This is a genomic window from Caulobacter sp. GW821-FHT11A05 (assembly GCF_058809015.1).
On the sequence record NZ_JBXASF010000016.1, the window covers coordinates 83399 to 99529 of the forward strand.

Genomic DNA, 16131 nt, shown 5'->3' on the forward strand with positions numbered 1-16131 from the left:
TGAGTAGACAGCATGAATTTGCGGAATTTCGCGGTCTGGGGCGTCATCGTCGTCGTGATGATCGGCATCTACAGCGTGCTGAGCGGCCAGTCGGTGCGTGGCCCGGCCGGCGCCAAGCCTGGTGGCGACATCACCTATTCGACCATGCTCGACAAGATCGACTCCGGCGAGATCCGCAAGGTCGACTTCGCCGGCAGCCGCGCCAAGCTGACCACGGCCGACGGCAAGGTCACCTATTCGACCGCCCCGCCCAGCGAAGACCTGCTCAAGCGCATGGAAGACAAGGGCATCGACGTCAACTTCCAGCGCGCCGAGAAGTTCAGCATCTGGAGCGTGCTCTCCAGCGCCCTGCCGATCCTGCTGCTGATCGGCGTGTGGATCTTCTTCATGCGCCAGATGCAGGGCGGCGCCCGCGGCGCCATGGGCTTCGGCAAGTCCAAGGCCCGGCTGCTGACCGAGAACAAGAACCGCATTACCTTTGACGATGTGGCCGGCGTCGACGAGGCCAAGGAAGAGCTGCAGGAGATCGTCGATTTCCTGAAGGACCCGGCCAAGTTCCAGCGTCTGGGCGGCAAGATCCCCAAGGGCGCCCTGCTGGTCGGCCCTCCCGGCACCGGTAAGACGCTGATCGCCCGCGCCGTCGCGGGTGAGGCGGGCGTGCCCTTCTTCACCATCTCGGGCTCCGACTTCGTGGAGATGTTCGTCGGCGTCGGCGCCAGCCGCGTGCGCGACATGTTCGAGCAGGCCAAGAAGAACGCCCCCTGCATCATTTTCATCGACGAAATCGACGCCGTCGGCCGCCATCGCGGCGCCGGCCTGGGCGGCGGCAACGACGAGCGCGAGCAGACCCTCAACCAGCTGCTGGTCGAGATGGACGGCTTCGAGGCCAACGAAGGCATCATCCTGATCGCCGCCACCAACCGCCCCGACGTGCTGGACCCCGCCCTGCTGCGTCCGGGCCGCTTCGACCGCCAGGTCGTGGTGCCCAACCCCGACGTCGGCGGCCGCGAGAAGATCCTCCGCGTCCACATGCGCAACGTGCCGCTGTCGGCCGATGTCGACGTCAAGGTCCTGGCCCGCGGCACCCCCGGCTTCTCGGGCGCGGACCTGGCCAATCTGGTCAACGAGGCCGCCCTGGCCGCCGCCCGCAAGAACCGCCGCATGGTCACCATGCACGACTTCGAGCACGCCAAGGACAAGGTCATGATGGGCGCCGAGCGCCGGTCGATGGCCATGAACGAGGAAGAAAAGCGCCTGACCGCCTACCACGAGGGCGGCCACGCCATCGTGGCGATGAACGTCCCCAGCGCCGACCCGGTGCACAAGGCCACCATCGTGCCGCGCGGCCGGGCCCTGGGCATGGTCATGCAGCTGCCCGAGGGCGACCGCTACTCGATGAAGTACGTCCAGATGACCTCGCGCCTCGCGATCATGATGGCCGGCCGCGTCGCCGAGGAGCAGATCTTCGGCAAGGAGAACATCACCTCCGGCGCCAGCAGCGACATCAAGGCGGCGACCAACCTGGCCCGCGCCATGGTCACCCAATGGGGCTATTCCGAAGAACTGGGCACGGTCGCCTATGGCGATAACCAGGAAGAGGTGTTCCTCGGCCATTCCGTGGCCCGGACCCAGAACGTCTCTGAGGAAACGGCCCGCAAGATCGACGCCGAGGTCAAGCGCCTGGTGCAGGAAGGCCTCGACGAGGCCCGCCGCATCCTGACCGAGAAGGCCGGCGACCTGGAGATCCTGGCCCAGGGCCTCCTGGAATACGAAACCCTCAGCGGCGACGAGATCTCGGCCCTGCTGCAGGGCGTCAAGCCCAAGCGCGACGACACCGAGCAGCGCCGCCCCGGCGGTCCCTCGGTTTCGGTGCCGCTGTCGCCAAGGCCGGGAACGGCCACGGCGTGATGCCCCTCGACCTCCCTCCCCTTTATGGGGAGGGACAGACGGCGCAGCCGTCAGGGTGGGGTACTCACGTGACAAAGCGCGCTGCATCCGACTTCCCCACCCGTCACGCTGCGCGTGACACCCTCCCCATAAAGGGGAGGGAGGCGCGATGACGGTTCGCCCGCGCGTCATGGGCCCCAAGGTCTGGGGTATCGTCAACGTCACGCCGGACAGCTTCTCCGATGGCGGCCGGCATGACAGCGCCGAGGCCGCCATCGCCCACGGCCTGAAACTGGTCGCCGACGGCGCCGACCTCCTCGACATCGGCGGCGAGTCCACGCGGCCCGGCGCGGCGGCGGTCAGCGAGGACGCGGAGATCGCCCGCGTCCTGCCGGTCATCCAAGGCCTGCGCGCCCGCACCGCCACCCCCCTCTCGATCGACACCATGAAGCCGGCCGTCGCCCGCGCCGCCATGGTGGCCGGGGCTTCGATCTGGAACGACGTCGCCGCCCTCGCCGCCCCCGGCGCGCTTGCAGCCGCCGCCGAGCTCGGCTGTACGGTGGTGCTGATGCACATGAAGGGCGAGCCGCGCACCATGCAGGACGATCCCCGCTACGACGACGTCGTCGGCGAGGTCGAGGCCTTCCTGCTGGCCCGCGCCGAGGCGGCCATCGCCGCCGGCGTGGCCCGGACCAACATCTGGCTCGATCCCGGCATCGGCTTTGGCAAGACGGTCGCCCACAACCTCGCCCTGCTGGCCGCCCTGCCCCGTCTGGCCGCCTCCGGCTATCCCATCCTGCTGGGGGCCAGCCGCAAGCGGTTCATCGCCGCGCTCGATCCCCTGAGCAAGGACGCCGGCGACCGGCTGGGCGGCTCGCTGGCGGCGGCGCTGGCCGGCGCGGCGGCGGGCGTGGCCGCGTTGCGCGTCCACGACGTGCGCGAGACGGTGCAGGCGCTGGCCGTTCAGGCGGCCATTCTAGACTCACCTTAGGCACTGGACCGGCCCACCCTGTGGCGGCACTCTGATCGTCAGGGAGGAACGCCGAATGGCGACCGCGCGATATCTGGTCCGCGACGTGGCCGAAGCCGTCGGCTTCTACACCGACGCGCTCGGCTTCGAGGTGCGCCAGCGGTTTGGCCCGGCCATGGCCATCGTCGTGCGCGGTGATCAGGACCTGTGGCTGGCGGGACCGTCATCCTCGGCCGGCAAGGCCCTCGAGAGCGGCGCCCAGCCGGCGCCTGGCGGCTGGAACCGGATCGTGCTGGTGGTCGAGGACCTGGCCGGGCTGGTGGCCAGGATGACCGCCGCCGGGGTTGTGTTCCGGGGCCCTATCGTCAGCGGTCCGGGGGGATCGCAGGCTTTGTGTGAGGATCCGTCCGGCAACGCGATCGAGTTGTTCCAGCCGGGCAAGGGGGACTGATGGCCGACTTCACCGCCAGCGATGGCGTTGCGATATCTTACGACGACGCGGGGGCGCCCGGCGGCAAGCCCGTCCTGCTGGTCCACGGCTTCGCTTCCAACCGCGACGAGGGCTGGAAGCGCACCGGCTGGTACGACGCCTTCGAACGGCGGGGCCAGCGGGTCATCGCGCCAGACATGCGCGGCCATGGGCGCAGCGGCAAGCCGCACGACCCAGCCGCTTACGCGCCCGCCCGGCGCCTCGCCGATCTGACCGAGCTGCTGGACCACCTCGGGATCGGCCAGGCCGATGTCGTCGGCTATTCGATGGGCGCGCGGCTGGCCCTGTCGCTGGCGATCAGCGCGCCGGAGCGGGTCGGCCACCTGGTGGTCGGCGGCATCGGCGAGCGGCTGTTCACCCCCTCGCCGCGCGATGACGCCATGGGCCAGGCGATGGAGGCCGACGACCCGGCGGCCATTGCCGAGCCGATGCTGCAGAGCTTTCGCCACTTCGCCGACGAACAGGGCGAGGACCGATTGGCCCTGGCCGCCGCATCACGGGCCGAAGGCCTGGTCCTGACCACCGACGAGCTGTTCCTCATCAGGGCCCCGACCCTGGTCGTCGCCGGAGCCCGCGACGAACTGGCCGGCGACCCGCAGGGCCTGGCCGACCACATCCGCGGCGCCAAGGCCGTCACCCTGCAGGGCTGCGACCACTTCAACGCCATCCCCCACGCCATGCTGAAGGCGACGGTGTTCGACTTCCTGGATGGCTACCTGGACGATCCGTTCGGCTAACGCCCCAGCAGATACTCCCCGCCCTTCTCCAGCCCGCGCTTCCAGGCCGGGCGGGCGTGGATGCGGTCGATCCAGGCGGCCATGTTGGGATAGCTGGGCAGCTTGCCCATGGCCTTGGCGACCTCGGGGACGAAGCTCATCTGGGCGTCGGCGCCGGTCGGCTCGGACCCCAGCAGCCAGTCGCGGCCGTCCAGGCTCTGTTCGACATAGCCCAGGTGGTTGGCGATCTCGCTCTCGATGCGGGGACTGAGCGGCGCGGCGGCCTCGCCCAGGCGGCCGACATACATGTTGAGCATCAGCGGCAGCATGGCGCTGCCCTCGGCGTAGTGCAGCCACTGCTGGTAGTGGTCATAGGCCGGCGTCGAGGGATCGGGGGCCATGCGGCCGCCGGCGTGGCGGCGGACGATGTAGTCGATGATGGCGCCGCTCTCGATGACCGTCATGTCGCCGTCGGTGAGCACCGGGCTCTTGCCGAGCGGATGCACCGCCTTCAGCTCCGGCGGGGCCAGGCGGGTGGTCGTGTCGCGGCTGTAGAACTTGATCTCGTAGGGCAGGCCCAGCTCCTCCAGCAGCCAGAGGATGCGCTGCGAGCGGCTTTCGTTGAGGTGATGGACGGTGATCATGGGGCCTCCCTGGCGTTTTCACGAGGTTAGCCGCTGCTCGCCCTCAGCGGTAAAATAATGCGCCGGGCCGTCGTGTTGTGTGCGCATGCGAAAGATTTATAGTGCGCCGCACAAGAATTCTGGGGAGATCGTCCATGTCCGCCGCCGCGACCGCCGCCGAAGCCAGCCTGGTCATCGAGGGCCTCACCGGACTTCTCCGCGCGGCCGCCGCCGAGGCCCAGGTCTTCGTGGCCGAGGCCAAGGGATCGGTGAAGGCCAAGATCACCGTCGCCGGCAAGATCGACCGCAAGCTGGCCGACGCCGAGCAGCACGCCGTGCACGGCTTCGGCTGGTACGCCGCCTATGCCGAACTGCTGACCCAGGTGGCCGGCTGGGCCGGCGAACTGGAGGCGGCCGGCCGGTTCGGCGAGACCGAGGCCCTGCTGGCCCAGTTGCTGTTCGCCGAATACGCCAACCAGCTGATCGGCGGCATCCCGATGAACCAGGGCGAGATGATCCGCCCCTGGGACCTGACGGCCAGCCAGCAGACCGTCCAGAAGCTGTTCACCCCGGCCCTGTCCCGCTGCATCAACGAGGCCGGCGGCCAGGCGGTGAAGAGCCGGGTGGCTCAGCTGGTGGCCCAGGCGCGCGGCAAGGCGACGGTCGAGGACACGGGCCTGGACGAAACCTTCGAGATGATCCGCGACCAGTTCCACGGCTTCGCTGAGGAGAAGGTCATCCCCTTTGCCCACCAGTGGCACCTGAACGACGAGCTGATCCCGCTGGAACTGGTCACCGAACTGGGCGACCTGGGCGTCTTCGGCCTGACCATTCCGGAGGAATACGGCGGTTCGGGCATGGGCAAGACGGCCATGTGCGTCGTCTCCGAGGAGCTTAGCCGCGCCTGGATCGGCGTCGGCTCCCTGGCCACCCGCTCGGAGATCGCCGCCGAGCTGATCCTGACCGGCGGCACCGATGACCAGAAGGCCGAGTGGCTGCCGAAGATCGCCAGCGCCGAGATCCTGCCCACGGCCGTCTTTACCGAGCCGAATACGGGGTCTGACCTGGGCTCCCTGCGCACCCGGGCGGTGCTGCAAGGCGACCAGTATGTGGTGACGGGCAACAAGACCTGGATCACCCACGCGGCCCGCGCCGACGTCATGACCCTGCTCGTCCGCACCGATCCGGACACCACCGACTATCGCGGCCTCTCGATGCTGCTGGCCCCGAAACTGCGCGGCGACGACAGCGGTCCCTTCCCGACGCCGGGCATGAGCGGCGGCGAGATTGGGGTCATCGGCTACCGCGGCATGAAGGAATACGAGATCGGCTTCGACGGCTTTGCCGTGCCGGCCGCCAACCTGCTGGGCGGCGCGCCTGGCCAGGGCTTCAAGCAGCTGATGGCCACCTTCGAGAGCGCCCGCATCCAGACCGCCGCCCGCGCCGTCGGAGTGGCGCAGCGGGGGCTGGAGCTGGGGCTGAACTACGCCCTCGACCGCAAGCAGTTCGGCGGCCCGATCTTCAGCTTCCCGCGCGTCGCCAACAAGCTGGCGATGATGGCGGCCGAGTTGATGGGCGTGCGCCAGCTGACCTACTACGCCGCCCGCCAGAAGGACGAGGGCAAGCGCTGCGACCTGGAGGCCGGCATGGCCAAGCTGATCGCCGCCCGCGTCGCCTGGGCCGCCGCCGACAACGCCCTGCAGATCCACGGCGGCAACGGCTTTGCGATGGAATACGAGGTCAGCCGGGTGCTGGCCGACGCGCGGATTCTCAACATCTTCGAGGGGGCCGGCGAGATCCAGGCCCAGGTGATTGCGCGGCGGTTGTTGGAGGACGGGAACTAGGTCCCTCAAACCCTTCCCCTCCCGCTACCGTCATCCTGGGCCTCGTGCCCAGGATCCCGCTGTCCACCCGCACTCACGGTGGAGTGGAGGCGCGGCCGCGCCTCCAAAGCATGGGTTTGCCGCAGCTGAACACGGGATCCTAGGGACAAGCCCTAGGATGACGGTAGCAAGGGGAAATGGAGCGGGAGCCTGCGCTTAGGCCGCCCCCACGGTCCCGACCCGGGGTCTGGCGCCGGCCATGATCAGCGCGATCTGCCGGTCCATGCGGGCGGTCAGGGCCACCGCGTCGGCGCCCAGCTGGGCGGCCAGGCTGTAGTTCCAGGCGTAGGCGGCGATCAGCAGCTGCAGGATCAGGTCGAGGTCCATCTCGGGGTCGACGTCGCCTCTGGCGATGCCCTCCGTCAGGGTCTCGCGCAGCATGGCCTGGAAGCCGGCGTTGCGGCCGAAGGGGACGGTGGTCTCCTCCAGAGAGGGATTATAGCTGGCGGCGATATGGGCCAGGAACAGCTTCACCCGCCGGCATTCGAAGTCATAGTGGATGGCGAAGATCGAGCACAGCCGGTCGGTGGTCGAGCCGCGCAGATAGGGCAGAACCCGGGTCAGCTCATCCTGCAGGGGCGCGACACGGTCGGCCATCACCTGGCTGAGGACGTCGGCCTTGGAACTGAAGGTGGTGAACACACTGCCGACGGAAACGCCGGCGCGATCCGCGATGGCGCGGATCGTCGTCTCGTCATAGCCGATCTCGTGAAAGAGATCGCGGGCCGCGCACAGCACCTTCTCGCGCGTGGCGGCCTTCTGTGTGTCCCTTACCCCCAATCGAACTCCCCCGGGGTTGGATATGAAGAGACGCTCCGAGTCCCGCCGGAGCGTCTCCTTGTAACTTCGTCCTACGTACGCGCCCCGGCCAGGATCAGATTGATCTGGTCGGAAAGACGCGACGTCAGGTCATCCGCCGTCCAACCGTCGAAAACAGCGCGACGGTAGCCGGCAAGGTAAACGTCCCACAAGACGCCGGCGATCAACCGCAGGTCGGCGCGCTGCGACAGTTCGCCGCGCTCGACGCCGCGGCGCAGCGTGTCGCTGACCATGGTCATCACGGGCTTGAGGCTTTCACGGTTGCGCTTCTCGCCGGCTTCCGTGCGGGTCCAGGAGGCGGCGATGCCGGCCTGGAGCAGCGGCAGCTGGCTCATGTGGAAGCGGTAGGCGACGCTGAACAGGTCGGTGAGCGACTGCTCGACCGTGGCGCCCGAGTTCGCCGCGTCCTGCATGGCTTCGCCGAGCAGGGCGTAGTCCTGGGCCAGGATCTCGTCGAACAGCTCGCTCTTGTCGGCGAAGCTGGCGAAGACGGCGCCGGTGGACATGCCGGCCGCCTTGGCGATGTCACGGATGGTGGCGCCTTCGTAGCCACGTTCGGTGAACAGCTGGCGGGCCGCGGCCAGAACCTTCTCACGGGTGCGCTGCTTGGCGAGCGCCCGGCGGGTCGGTTTGGCGGGACGCACGGCCGGGGAGGCGATCACGCGCATCGGGATATGGTTCATTGAATGGACTCCAGACGGGACAGGGCGCTGACGGCGCGCTGCTCAAACTCAACGCAGTACTCATCGACTACGTTCTGCAAAATTTCGGAATAACGACGGGCCAGCTCACGGCCGTCCTGCGCGGCGTCGCGCAGATCGGCGATCAGCTGACGGACTTCCGCCAACGCCTCACTCATATCTTCTGCCGGCGGTTGCTCCGCCGGCGCAGGCATGGCTGCCATAGTGCGCCTCTCATGCCTTCCCGCTGTTTCGTGAGCTGAACCGATCCGCGGTAAGGGGTCGATCATGTTCAGCGAACCGGTGTCAACGACCCGGGGGCGGGCGTTTAACGGCTCAATATGACGAGATCAAGTCACAAAGTTACGCGGCGAAACGCACCCATGTCCGCAATGTAAGCGCTAACACGGCCCATAATGGGTCGGATATGCGACATATGACCTCATCGAACATGGTCACTGAACATATGGCGCCGAAATCGGAATCCACAACCGCCGTTTCAGTTCGTCTAGCGATTCTGATTCCGGCCTTCGGTGGAAGCCTTTAAGAGAGGCGCCGTGCGCGACATTTTCGACCTTCTCATCCCCGCCGGCCTGATCACGGTCACCGTCGTCCTGGCGATGGGGCTGTATGCCCTGTTCCGCGGCGGCGATTTTGGCCGTTCCTGGTCCAACAAGATGATGCGGCTGCGGGTGCTGACCCAGTTCTGCGTCATCCTGATCCTGGTGGCCGCGATCTGGTGGCGGGGGACCCACTAGGATGGTCACCCTCAATAGAATCTACACCCGCACGGGCGACGCCGGGACCACCCGCCTGGCCAGCGGCGAGCCGGTCAGCAAGACCCATCCCCGGGTGGCCGCCTATGGCGCCGTCGACGAGACCAACGCCTGCCTGGGCCTGGTCCGCCTGCACACCGGCGGCGACGCCGTGCTCGACGCCATCCTGATGCGGGCCCAGAACGACCTCTTCGACCTCGGGGCCGACCTGGCGACGCCCGATCGCGGCCAGAAGCTGGAATGGGAGCCACTGCGCATCCTGGCCAGCCAGGTCGAGCGGCTGGAGCGGGAGATCGACCTCCTGAACGGCGAACTGTCGGACCTGACCAGCTTCGTGCTGCCGGGCGGAACGCCGGCGGCGGCGGCCCTGCACCTGGCCCGCACCGTCTGCCGCCGGGCCGAGCGCGAGGCGGTGGCGCTGGCCGGCGTCGAAGGCGAGGTGGTCAGCCCCGAGGCGGTGAAGTTCCTCAACCGCCTGTCGGACCTGCTGTTCGTGGCCAGCCGCTGGGCCAACGACAAGGGCGCGGGCGACGTCCTGTGGACGCCGGGCGCCAACCGCTGACTACTTCTTGGCGGGGACTTCGGCCGGCTTAGCGGCCGGCTTGGCTTCGGTTTTCGCTTCAGGCGCCGCCTGATCGGCCACGGCCCGATCGCCCATACGATCCTGCAGTTGCTGCGCCGCCGCCTGGCGCTTGGACCATTCCTCGCGGCTGACGCCGGCCGGCCGGCCGGTCAGGGCTGGGATATAGAGGGGGGTGGCGCAGGTGCGGGTGGCGCCGTCCCACCAGCGCTGCTGCTGCTCGCAACGCTTGGCCGGCCAGACGTAGAAGATCTGGTAGCCCCAGACGGCCACGACCCCGAAGGCGAAGAGCCCGAGGAAGATCCACTTGAGCCGGGTAATGGTGTTGGTCATGGGCCAGCGCTCTAACCGAAATGCAAAGTCCCCGCCAGCCACCGCATTGGGGCTGTTTTTCGGCCTTGGCTGCCCCTTAGGGAAACTTGCATTGCGCCGCCAAGATAGTATCAGCCTGTCCGCGCAAGATTTTTCGCAACGCAACAAACGGGCGGACAATACCCATGAAGGTGCTGGTCCCGGTCAAACGGGTAATCGATTATAACGTCAAGGCGCGGGTCAAGGCCGATCAGAGCGGCGTCGACCTGGCCAACGTCAAGATGAGCATGAACCCCTTCTGCGAGATCGCGGTCGAGGAAGCCGTGCGTCTCAAGGAAAAGGGCGTCGCCACCGAGGTGGTCATCGTCTCCATCGGTCCGGCTCAGGCCCAGGAAACCATCCGCACGGCGCTGGCCATGGGCGGTGACCGCGGCGTGCTGATCCAGTCGGACACCGACCTGGAGCCGCTGGCCGTCGCCAAGCTGCTCAAGGCCGTGGCCGAGGAAGAGAAGGCCGACCTGGTGCTGATGGGCAAGCAGGCCATCGACGGCGACAACAACGCCGTCGGCCAGATGCTCTCGGCCCTGCTCGGCTGGCCGCAGGCCACCTTCGCCGCCAAGCTGGAAGTCGCCGGCGGCAAGGCCACCGTGACCCGCGAGGTCGACGGCGGCGTTCAGACCGTTGAAGTGTCGATCCCGGCGGTCGTCACCGCCGACCTGCGCCTCAACGAGCCGCGCTACGCTTCGCTGCCGAACATCATGAAGGCCAAGAAGAAAGAGATCGCCGTCAAGGCCACGGGCGACTACGGCGTCGATACCGCGCCGCGTCTGAAGGTGCTCAAGGTCACCGAGCCGGCCAAGCGCACGGCCGGCATCAAGGTCGAGAACGCCGCCGAACTCGTCTCCAAACTCAAGACCGAAGCGGGGGTGCTCTAATGGCCGTCCTGGTCGTCGCCGATAACGACAACGCGCACCTGCGCGACACCACCCACAAGACCGTCACCGCCGCCCTGGCGCTTTCGGGCGACGTCGACGTTCTGGTCATGGGCCAGGGCGCCAAGGGCGTCGCCGACGCCGCCGCCAAGATCGCCGGCGTGCGCAAGGTGCTGCTGGCCGAGAGCGCCGATCTGGGCCACGGCGTCGCCGAGGTGCAGGCCTCGACGGTCGAGGGCCTGATGGGCGGCTATGACGCCGTCCTGATCCCGGCCACCTCGGGCGGCAAGAACTTCGCCCCCCGCATCGCCGCCCACCTGGACGTCGCGCCGATCAGCGAGATCGTCGAAGTGGTCGATGCGAACACCTTCGTTCGCCCGATCTACGCCGGCAACGCGCTGGAGACGATCCAGTCGTCCGACGCCAAGAAGGTGATCACCGTCCGCCCGACCGCCTTCAAGGCGGCGGCTGAAGGCGGCTCGGCCTCGGTCGAGACGGCCAGCGCCGGCGGCAATGACGGCGGCGCCAAGTTCGTCAGCGAGGAGATGGTCAAGTCGGACCGTCCCGAACTGACGGCGGCCAAGATCATCGTCTCCGGCGGTCGCGCCATGGGTTCGGCCGAAGAGTTCGCCAAGGTCATCGAGCCCCTGGCCGACAAGCTGGGCGCCGCGGTTGGCGCCTCGCGCGCGGCGGTCGACGCGGGCTATGCCCCGAACGACTACCAGGTCGGCCAGACCGGCAAGGTCGTGGCCCCGGCCCTGTACATCGCCATCGGCATCTCGGGCGCCATCCAGCACCTCGCTGGCATGAAGGACTCGAAGGTCATCGTGGCCATCAACAAGGACGCCGACGCGCCGATCTTCCAGGTCGCCGACTACGGCATCGTGGGCGACTACAAGACCGTCGTCCCGGAACTGATGGCGGCGCTGGGCTGATCGCTCTTCACCGTTGAAGATCGAGGGCCGGGCGGAAACGCCCGGCCCTTTCTTTTTTTGGGCCGAGGCGCGGCGGTTTCGCTCTCCGCCCTCTGGGCGGAGGACGGTTCGGAGCGTGAGCGACGGACCAGGAGGCGGGCCCACCGGCGGTGGGGATTAGCGCGTTCCTTGAAGCACCGGCGGCAGCGGCCGCACCTCAGCGCCGCCGGTGGAAGTCCCGCCTCGGTTTGGCTCGCTTGCAGCGCTCGCCAAAGCCACTCCGCCCCAGGGGCGGAGAGCGAACGAACGCTCCTCGACCCTTTTTCTATTTGTCCAGGATCGCCCTCGCCTGCGCCTCATCCCGGTGGATCTGCTCCACCATCAGCTCGATCGACCCGAACTTCTCCTCCGGGCGCAAAAAGGCGATCAGCTCCGTTTCGATGACCTGGCCATACAGGTCCTCGTCGAAGTCGAAGATCCACACCTCAAGCCGGGTCTCGACCTCGCCCGTCGTCGGGTTGTTGCCGATGTTGGCGACGCCGGGGAGCAGGCGGCCACCCGGCAGGCGGGTGCGCGTCGCATAGACGCCCAGGCGCGGCGTCACATAGTCGGCCATGAAGACGTTGGCGGTCGGGAAGCCCAGTTGGCGGCCGAGCTGCTGGCCCCGGCGGACCACGCCCTCAATGGCGAAGGGCCGGCCGAGGATCGCGGCGGCGGCCTCCGGGTGGCCGTCGCGCAGGGCGTCGCGGACGCCGGTGGAGCTGAACTTGTCGCCGCCCTCCCCCACCGCCTCGGCCACCGAGACCCCGAAACCGAAGGCCTCGCCGTAGGCCTTCATCAGGGCCGGGCTGCCGGTGCGGCCTTTGCCGAAGCTGATGTCGAAGCCGACGGCGACGTGGCGCACGCCCAGCCCTTCGTGCAGCACGAACTGGGCGAACTCGCGGTCCGAGAAGCTGGCCATCTCGAAGTCGAAGCCCAGGATGTAGAAGCGCTCGACGCCGAGGGCCTCCAGGGCGCGGGCCTGCTGGTCCAGGGTCATCAGGCGGAAGGACGGCTCGTCGGGGTGGAACAGTCGGCGGGGATGGGGATCGAAGGTGATCACCCCCAGCGGGGCGCCGGCCCTCCTGGCGGCCTCGGCGGCCTGGGCGATGACCGCCTGGTGGCCGAGGTGCACACCGTCGAAGTTGCCGAGCGCCACCGCCGCGCCGCGGTCTATGGCGTCGAGGTGCTTCCAGCCATGGATGATCTTCAGGGTCATCCGCGCTTGGGCGCCAGGATCAGGGCCTCGCCGGTCAGCACCGCCTTGCCGTTCACCGAGCAGACGGTGTCGAGGGTGACCCGGCCCTTATCGGCGTCGATCTCCTTGATGGTCACGAGCGTGCGGACCTCGTCGCCGATGCGCACCGGGCGGCGGAAGCTCAAGGACTGGCCCATGTAGACCGCGCCCGGCCCCGGCAGCTGCGTGCCGATGACGGCGGAGATGTAGGCCGCCGACAGCATGCCGTGGGCGATGCGGCCCTTGAACTGGGTGGTCTCGGCGTAAGCTTCGTCGAGGTGCAGCGGGTTGTTGTCGCCGCTGACCTCGGCGAACAGCTGGACGGTCCGCTCGTCGGCCGTGCGGGTCATCTCCGCCGACTGGCCGACGGTGAGGTCTTCGAGGAACAGGCCCTGCATCGCGGTCTCCTTCGTTACCAGACCAGGTCGGCCATGGCGTGGGCGGCGGTGACGCCCTCTTCTTCCAACAGGACGGCCACCTTGGCGGCGTCGAGGCGGCCGTCCGTACCCAAGGCCTTTTCGCCATGGATGCCCTTGGCGATGAACAGGCAGTCGAGGTCGTGGTCGTTGGCGCCCTTCACGTCGGTGACGACGCCGTCGCCGATGCAGAGCACCCGGGTCCGGTCCAGAGCTTTGCCCAGCAGGGCCTCGGCCTCGACCAGGCTGAGGTCATAGATCGGCGAGAAGGGCTTGCCGGCCATCAGCACCTCGCCGCCGAGGCTTTCGTAGAGATCGGCCAGGGAGCCGCCGCAGTAGATCAGCCGGTCGCCGCGCTGGACCACCCGGTCGGGGTTGGCGCAGATCATCGGCAGGCCCCGGGCCGCCGCCACTTCCAGGCGCTGGCGGTAGTCCTCGGGCGTCTCGGTCTCGTCGTCGTCGGGGCCGGTGACGGTGACGAAGGCGGCCTCCTCGACCGGGGAGAAGGCGACGTTCAGGCCCTCGTAGAGCGGCCAGTCGCGGTCGGGGCCGATCTTCCAGGCCGGGCCGGGAGCGCGGGCCGACAAGAGGGCGCGGGTGGCGTCGCCGCTGGTGACGAAGGCGCTCCAGGCCTCGCGGGGGACGTTCAGGGCGTCGAGCTGGGCGATGACGGCGGTGGCCGGCCGCGGCGAGTTGGAGATCAGCACCACGGGCCCGACCTGCGCCCGCCAGCGGGCCAGGGCGGCGCAGGCGTCCGGGAAGTTCTCGCGGCCGTTGTGGATGACCCCCCAGACGTCGCAGAGCAGGACGTCGTAGCGGTCGGCGAGGGCCGAAAGGCCGGCGGGGAGGTCGGTCATGCGGCTGGGCTAACGACTGGCGGCGGAGAGGTCAATCAGCGGGCTTCAATCAGGGTTTGGCCTGCTGGCGGTCGGCGGCGAGGTAACCCGGCCCCGGGGCCAGTCGCAAGCGACGCACTATCGAAGCGGCGACCATTGTAGCATGAGGGGCGGGTTGGGAAGAGGGCGGAAGCGGTTTAGAGTGTTGTTTTTCATAGATTTTTTTGTTGTGGTGGAGACCTGAAATCGTGGCGTTGGCGTTAGGGTTTCCTTGGGGTCGTGACGGGTTTGTGTGGGGGGTGGCGAGGGGTTTTCGCGGGTTCGCTGATTTTGACCGGGGCGGGCGTTGCAACGACCCTCGCTCTGGGCGCTTACTCCCGGTGAAGGAGAGCGCCGATGACCACCGTGACCTATGAGATCGTCGAACATGACGGGGGCTGGGCCTACCGGGCCAACGGCACCTATTCGGAGACCTTCCGCACCCACGACCAGGCGGCGGCGGCGGCCCGGCGGGCGGCCGGCGAGCAGCGGCTGGGCGGCGAGACCACCGGCATCGTCTACGAGGACGAACGCGGCCACTGGCACAAGGAAATCGCCGACGGCGGCGACCGGCCCGACACCGAGGTCGAGGACAGGTGACCGCCAAGCAGGCCGCAGAGGGGCCGTCTGCAAAGGCGGCTGCCGGGGTTCTGTGGGCCTGTGTGCTGGGCTCGTCGCTGTCGTTTATCGACGGCTCGGTGGTCAATGTCTCCCTGCCGGCCATGGCCGCCGACCTGAAGGCGTCGGGCGAAGAGGTGCAGTGGATCATCAACGGCTACATGCTGCCGCTGGCGGCGCTGGTGCTGTTGGGCGGGGCGCTGGGCGACCGCTACGGGCGGCGTAACGCCTTCCTGCTGGGGGTGCTGGGGTTCGGGGCCGGGACCCTGGTCTGCGCCGTGGCGCCGGTCGTGGAGCTGCTGCTGGTCGGCCGGGTGCTGCAGGGGCTGGCCAGCGCCCTGCTGGTGCCGGCCAGCCTGGCGCTGCTGGGCGAGACATACCCAAAAGAGGAAGATCGCGCCAAGGCGGTCGGGACCTGGGCGGCGGCGGGCGCGCTGGGCGGGGCGCTGGGGCCGGTGGCCGGCGGCTGGCTGACCGACGTGGTCGGCTGGCGGGCGATCTTTTTCGGCATGCTGCCGATCGTGGCGGCGACCCTGGCGCTGGGCGTCTGGGCTATCCCCAAGCGGCCGCCGGAGACCAGCCAGCCGCTGGACCTGCCGGGGGCGGCGCTGGCCACCCTGGGGCTGGGGGCGCTGACCTGGGGGCTGACCGAATACAGCCGCACGCGGACGATGAACGGACTGATCGTGGCCGGCGCCGGGGCGGTGCTGCTGGCGGCCTTCCTGTGGGTGGAGCGCGGCACGCCGACGGCCAAGGCGATGATGCCGCTCAGCCTGTTCAACCGCAATTTCAACGGCGTCACCCTGCTGACCTTCCTGCTCTATGCGGCGCTCAGCGGCCTGCTGTTCCTGGCGCCGCTGTACCTGGTGGCAAGGGGCTGGAGCGCGACGATGGCGGGGGCGGCGCTGCTGCCCTTCCCGCTGATCATGGGCTTCGGCTCGCGGCTGACCGGCGGCTGGGCCAGCAGGACCGGGCCGAGGCTGTGGCTGACGGCGGGACCGGTGGTGGTCGGCGCCGGCTTCGCCCTGCTCGGCCGCATCGCGGCGGAGGACTTCAGCTATTGGACGCATGTGTTTCCGGGCGTCGTCGTCATCGGAATCGGCATGACCATGGCCGTGGCGCCACTGACCGACACGGTGCTGGCCTCGGTCGACGAGCGGCATCAGGGCTCGGCCTCGGGGATCAACAATGCGACGGCGCGGGTCGCCGGCCTGCTGGCGGTGGCGCTGGCCGGGTTCGCCCTGGCCGGCCAGGCGGGGGTGCCGCCGGAGAGCTTTCGGCTGGCGGCCTGGATCGCGGCGGCGTTCGCAGCGCTGTCGGGCCTGGCCGCTTGGCTGCTGATCAGCCCGCGACGGGTGGAATAG

At 68.7% G+C, this 16131-nt stretch carries 19 protein-coding genes; 11 read left to right on the forward strand and 8 right to left on the reverse strand.

What is annotated here, in order from left to right; genetic code table 11:
* Positions 1-12 precede the first annotated feature (12 nt).
* From ftsH to AC1RSK_RS19990, 4 genes are all read left to right on the forward strand, one after another.
* Positions 13-1908 (forward strand): ATP-dependent zinc metalloprotease FtsH, encoded by a 1896-nt coding sequence (gene ftsH, locus AC1RSK_RS19975; protein WP_492909438.1) that lies wholly within the window; start codon positions 13-15, stop codon positions 1906-1908.
* Between the two features lie 148 nt (positions 1909-2056).
* On the forward strand, positions 2057-2878 hold the full coding sequence (folP, locus tag AC1RSK_RS19980) for a dihydropteroate synthase (RefSeq protein WP_492909439.1): 822 nt from the start codon (positions 2057-2059) through the stop codon (positions 2876-2878).
* A 55-nt stretch (positions 2879-2933) separates the two neighbouring features.
* The gene (locus AC1RSK_RS19985; protein ID WP_492909440.1) at positions 2934-3308 is read left to right on the forward strand and encodes a VOC family protein; all 375 of its coding nucleotides are present in this window, start codon (positions 2934-2936) and stop codon (positions 3306-3308) included.
* Positions 3308-4084: an alpha/beta fold hydrolase gene (locus AC1RSK_RS19990; RefSeq protein WP_492909441.1), complete on the forward strand. Its 777-nt coding sequence runs from the start codon at positions 3308-3310 to the stop codon at positions 4082-4084. The genes AC1RSK_RS19985 and AC1RSK_RS19990 overlap by 1 nt, the downstream gene beginning before the upstream one ends.
* Here AC1RSK_RS19990 and AC1RSK_RS19995 read toward each other — a convergent pair.
* Positions 4081-4707, reverse strand: coding sequence for a glutathione S-transferase family protein (locus tag AC1RSK_RS19995; protein ID WP_492909442.1), 627 nt, complete (start codon positions 4705-4707; stop codon positions 4081-4083). The genes AC1RSK_RS19990 and AC1RSK_RS19995 overlap by 4 nt on opposite strands.
* Positions 4708-4841: 134 nt before the next feature.
* Between AC1RSK_RS19995 and AC1RSK_RS20000 the strand changes: the two genes are divergently transcribed.
* Entirely contained in the window at positions 4842-6530 is a 1689-nt protein-coding gene (locus tag AC1RSK_RS20000; protein WP_492909443.1) for an acyl-CoA dehydrogenase family protein, read from the forward strand.
* A 195-nt stretch (positions 6531-6725) separates the two neighbouring features.
* Here AC1RSK_RS20000 and AC1RSK_RS20005 read toward each other — a convergent pair whose 3' ends face one another.
* The 3 genes from AC1RSK_RS20005 to AC1RSK_RS20015 all read right to left on the reverse strand — a co-directional run bounded on the left by AC1RSK_RS20005 (position 6726) and on the right by AC1RSK_RS20015 (position 8292).
* Entirely contained in the window at positions 6726-7349 is a 624-nt protein-coding gene (locus AC1RSK_RS20005; RefSeq protein ID WP_492909444.1) for a TetR/AcrR family transcriptional regulator, read from the reverse strand.
* A gap of 71 nt (positions 7350-7420) precedes the next feature.
* Entirely contained in the window at positions 7421-8071 is a 651-nt protein-coding gene (locus AC1RSK_RS20010) for a TetR family transcriptional regulator (RefSeq protein ID WP_492909445.1), read from the reverse strand.
* Entirely contained in the window at positions 8068-8292 is a 225-nt protein-coding gene (locus AC1RSK_RS20015; protein ID WP_492909446.1) for a hypothetical protein, read from the reverse strand. Before AC1RSK_RS20015 ends, AC1RSK_RS20010 begins: the two co-directional genes overlap by 4 nt.
* Positions 8293-8625: 333 nt before the next feature.
* Here AC1RSK_RS20015 and AC1RSK_RS20020 point away from each other — a divergent pair, with 333 nt between their 5' ends.
* Together AC1RSK_RS20020 and AC1RSK_RS20025 are read left to right on the forward strand one after the other, a co-directional pair.
* Complete coding sequence (locus tag AC1RSK_RS20020; RefSeq protein ID WP_492909447.1) at positions 8626-8826, forward strand: twin transmembrane helix small protein; 201 nt, start codon at positions 8626-8628, stop codon at positions 8824-8826.
* A 1-nt stretch (position 8827) separates the two neighbouring features.
* Entirely contained in the window at positions 8828-9406 is a 579-nt protein-coding gene (locus tag AC1RSK_RS20025; protein ID WP_492909448.1) for a cob(I)yrinic acid a,c-diamide adenosyltransferase, read from the forward strand.
* On the opposite strand, the gene AC1RSK_RS20030 is transcribed toward AC1RSK_RS20025, so the two are convergent.
* Entirely contained in the window at positions 9407-9757 is a 351-nt protein-coding gene (locus tag AC1RSK_RS20030; RefSeq protein WP_492909449.1) for a hypothetical protein, read from the reverse strand.
* 164 nt (positions 9758-9921) lie between these two features.
* On the opposite strand from AC1RSK_RS20030, the gene AC1RSK_RS20035 reads away from it, so the two are divergent.
* On the forward strand, positions 9922-10671 hold the full coding sequence (locus AC1RSK_RS20035) for an electron transfer flavoprotein subunit beta/FixA family protein (protein WP_492909450.1): 750 nt from the start codon (positions 9922-9924) through the stop codon (positions 10669-10671).
* Positions 10671-11603: an electron transfer flavoprotein subunit alpha/FixB family protein gene (locus AC1RSK_RS20040; RefSeq protein ID WP_492909451.1), complete on the forward strand. Its 933-nt coding sequence runs from the start codon at positions 10671-10673 to the stop codon at positions 11601-11603. Before AC1RSK_RS20035 ends, AC1RSK_RS20040 begins: the two co-directional genes overlap by 1 nt.
* 304 nt (positions 11604-11907) lie before the next feature.
* Here AC1RSK_RS20040 and AC1RSK_RS20045 read toward each other — a convergent pair whose 3' ends face one another.
* Genes AC1RSK_RS20045 through AC1RSK_RS20055 form a run of 3 tightly spaced genes read right to left on the reverse strand, consistent with a single transcriptional unit; the run spans position 11908 to position 14131 of the window.
* Positions 11908-12840 (reverse strand): bifunctional riboflavin kinase/FAD synthetase, encoded by a 933-nt coding sequence (locus AC1RSK_RS20045; protein WP_492909452.1) that lies wholly within the window; start codon positions 12838-12840, stop codon positions 11908-11910.
* A complete protein-coding gene (locus AC1RSK_RS20050; RefSeq protein ID WP_492909453.1) occupies positions 12837-13256 on the reverse strand; it encodes a MaoC family dehydratase in 420 nt (139 codons plus the stop codon). The genes AC1RSK_RS20045 and AC1RSK_RS20050 overlap by 4 nt, the downstream gene beginning before the upstream one ends.
* Before the next feature lie 14 nt (positions 13257-13270).
* Positions 13271-14131 (reverse strand): TIGR01459 family HAD-type hydrolase, encoded by an 861-nt coding sequence (locus AC1RSK_RS20055; protein WP_492909454.1) that lies wholly within the window; start codon positions 14129-14131, stop codon positions 13271-13273.
* 375 nt (positions 14132-14506) lie between these two features.
* Here AC1RSK_RS20055 and AC1RSK_RS20060 point away from each other — a divergent pair, with 375 nt between their 5' ends.
* Positions 14507-14749 carry a DUF2188 domain-containing protein gene (locus AC1RSK_RS20060; protein ID WP_492909455.1) on the forward strand — a complete coding sequence of 81 codons (243 nt, stop codon included), beginning with the start codon at positions 14507-14509 and terminating at the stop codon, positions 14747-14749.
* Positions 14746-16131, forward strand: a complete 1386-nt coding sequence (locus tag AC1RSK_RS20065) for an MFS transporter (protein WP_492909456.1) — start codon at positions 14746-14748, stop codon at positions 16129-16131. Before AC1RSK_RS20060 ends, AC1RSK_RS20065 begins: the two co-directional genes overlap by 4 nt.

Coding starts and splice junctions, on each gene's coding strand:
- AC1RSK_RS19985 (WP_492909440.1), top strand. CDS start 2,934: ATGGCGACCGCGCGATATCTGGTCCGCGACGTGGCCGAAGCCGTCGGC.
- AC1RSK_RS19990 (WP_492909441.1), top strand. CDS start 3,308: ATGGCCGACTTCACCGCCAGCGATGGCGTTGCGATATCTTACGACGAC.
- AC1RSK_RS20035 (WP_492909450.1), top strand. CDS start 9,922: ATGAAGGTGCTGGTCCCGGTCAAACGGGTAATCGATTATAACGTCAAG.
- AC1RSK_RS20045 (WP_492909452.1), bottom strand. CDS start 12,840: ATGACCCTGAAGATCATCCATGGCTGGAAGCACCTCGACGCCATAGAC.
- AC1RSK_RS20040 (WP_492909451.1), top strand. CDS start 10,671: ATGGCCGTCCTGGTCGTCGCCGATAACGACAACGCGCACCTGCGCGAC.
- AC1RSK_RS20010 (WP_492909445.1), bottom strand. CDS start 8,071: ATGAACCATATCCCGATGCGCGTGATCGCCTCCCCGGCCGTGCGTCCC.
- ftsH (WP_492909438.1), top strand. CDS start 13: ATGAATTTGCGGAATTTCGCGGTCTGGGGCGTCATCGTCGTCGTGATG.
- AC1RSK_RS20060 (WP_492909455.1), top strand. CDS start 14,507: ATGACCACCGTGACCTATGAGATCGTCGAACATGACGGGGGCTGGGCC.
- AC1RSK_RS20015 (WP_492909446.1), bottom strand. CDS start 8,292: ATGGCAGCCATGCCTGCGCCGGCGGAGCAACCGCCGGCAGAAGATATG.
- AC1RSK_RS20000 (WP_492909443.1), top strand. CDS start 4,842: ATGTCCGCCGCCGCGACCGCCGCCGAAGCCAGCCTGGTCATCGAGGGC.
- AC1RSK_RS20030 (WP_492909449.1), bottom strand. CDS start 9,757: ATGACCAACACCATTACCCGGCTCAAGTGGATCTTCCTCGGGCTCTTC.
- AC1RSK_RS20025 (WP_492909448.1), top strand. CDS start 8,828: ATGGTCACCCTCAATAGAATCTACACCCGCACGGGCGACGCCGGGACC.
- AC1RSK_RS20055 (WP_492909454.1), bottom strand. CDS start 14,131: ATGACCGACCTCCCCGCCGGCCTTTCGGCCCTCGCCGACCGCTACGAC.
- AC1RSK_RS19995 (WP_492909442.1), bottom strand. CDS start 4,707: ATGATCACCGTCCATCACCTCAACGAAAGCCGCTCGCAGCGCATCCTC.
- folP (WP_492909439.1), top strand. CDS start 2,057: ATGACGGTTCGCCCGCGCGTCATGGGCCCCAAGGTCTGGGGTATCGTC.
- AC1RSK_RS20050 (WP_492909453.1), bottom strand. CDS start 13,256: ATGCAGGGCCTGTTCCTCGAAGACCTCACCGTCGGCCAGTCGGCGGAG.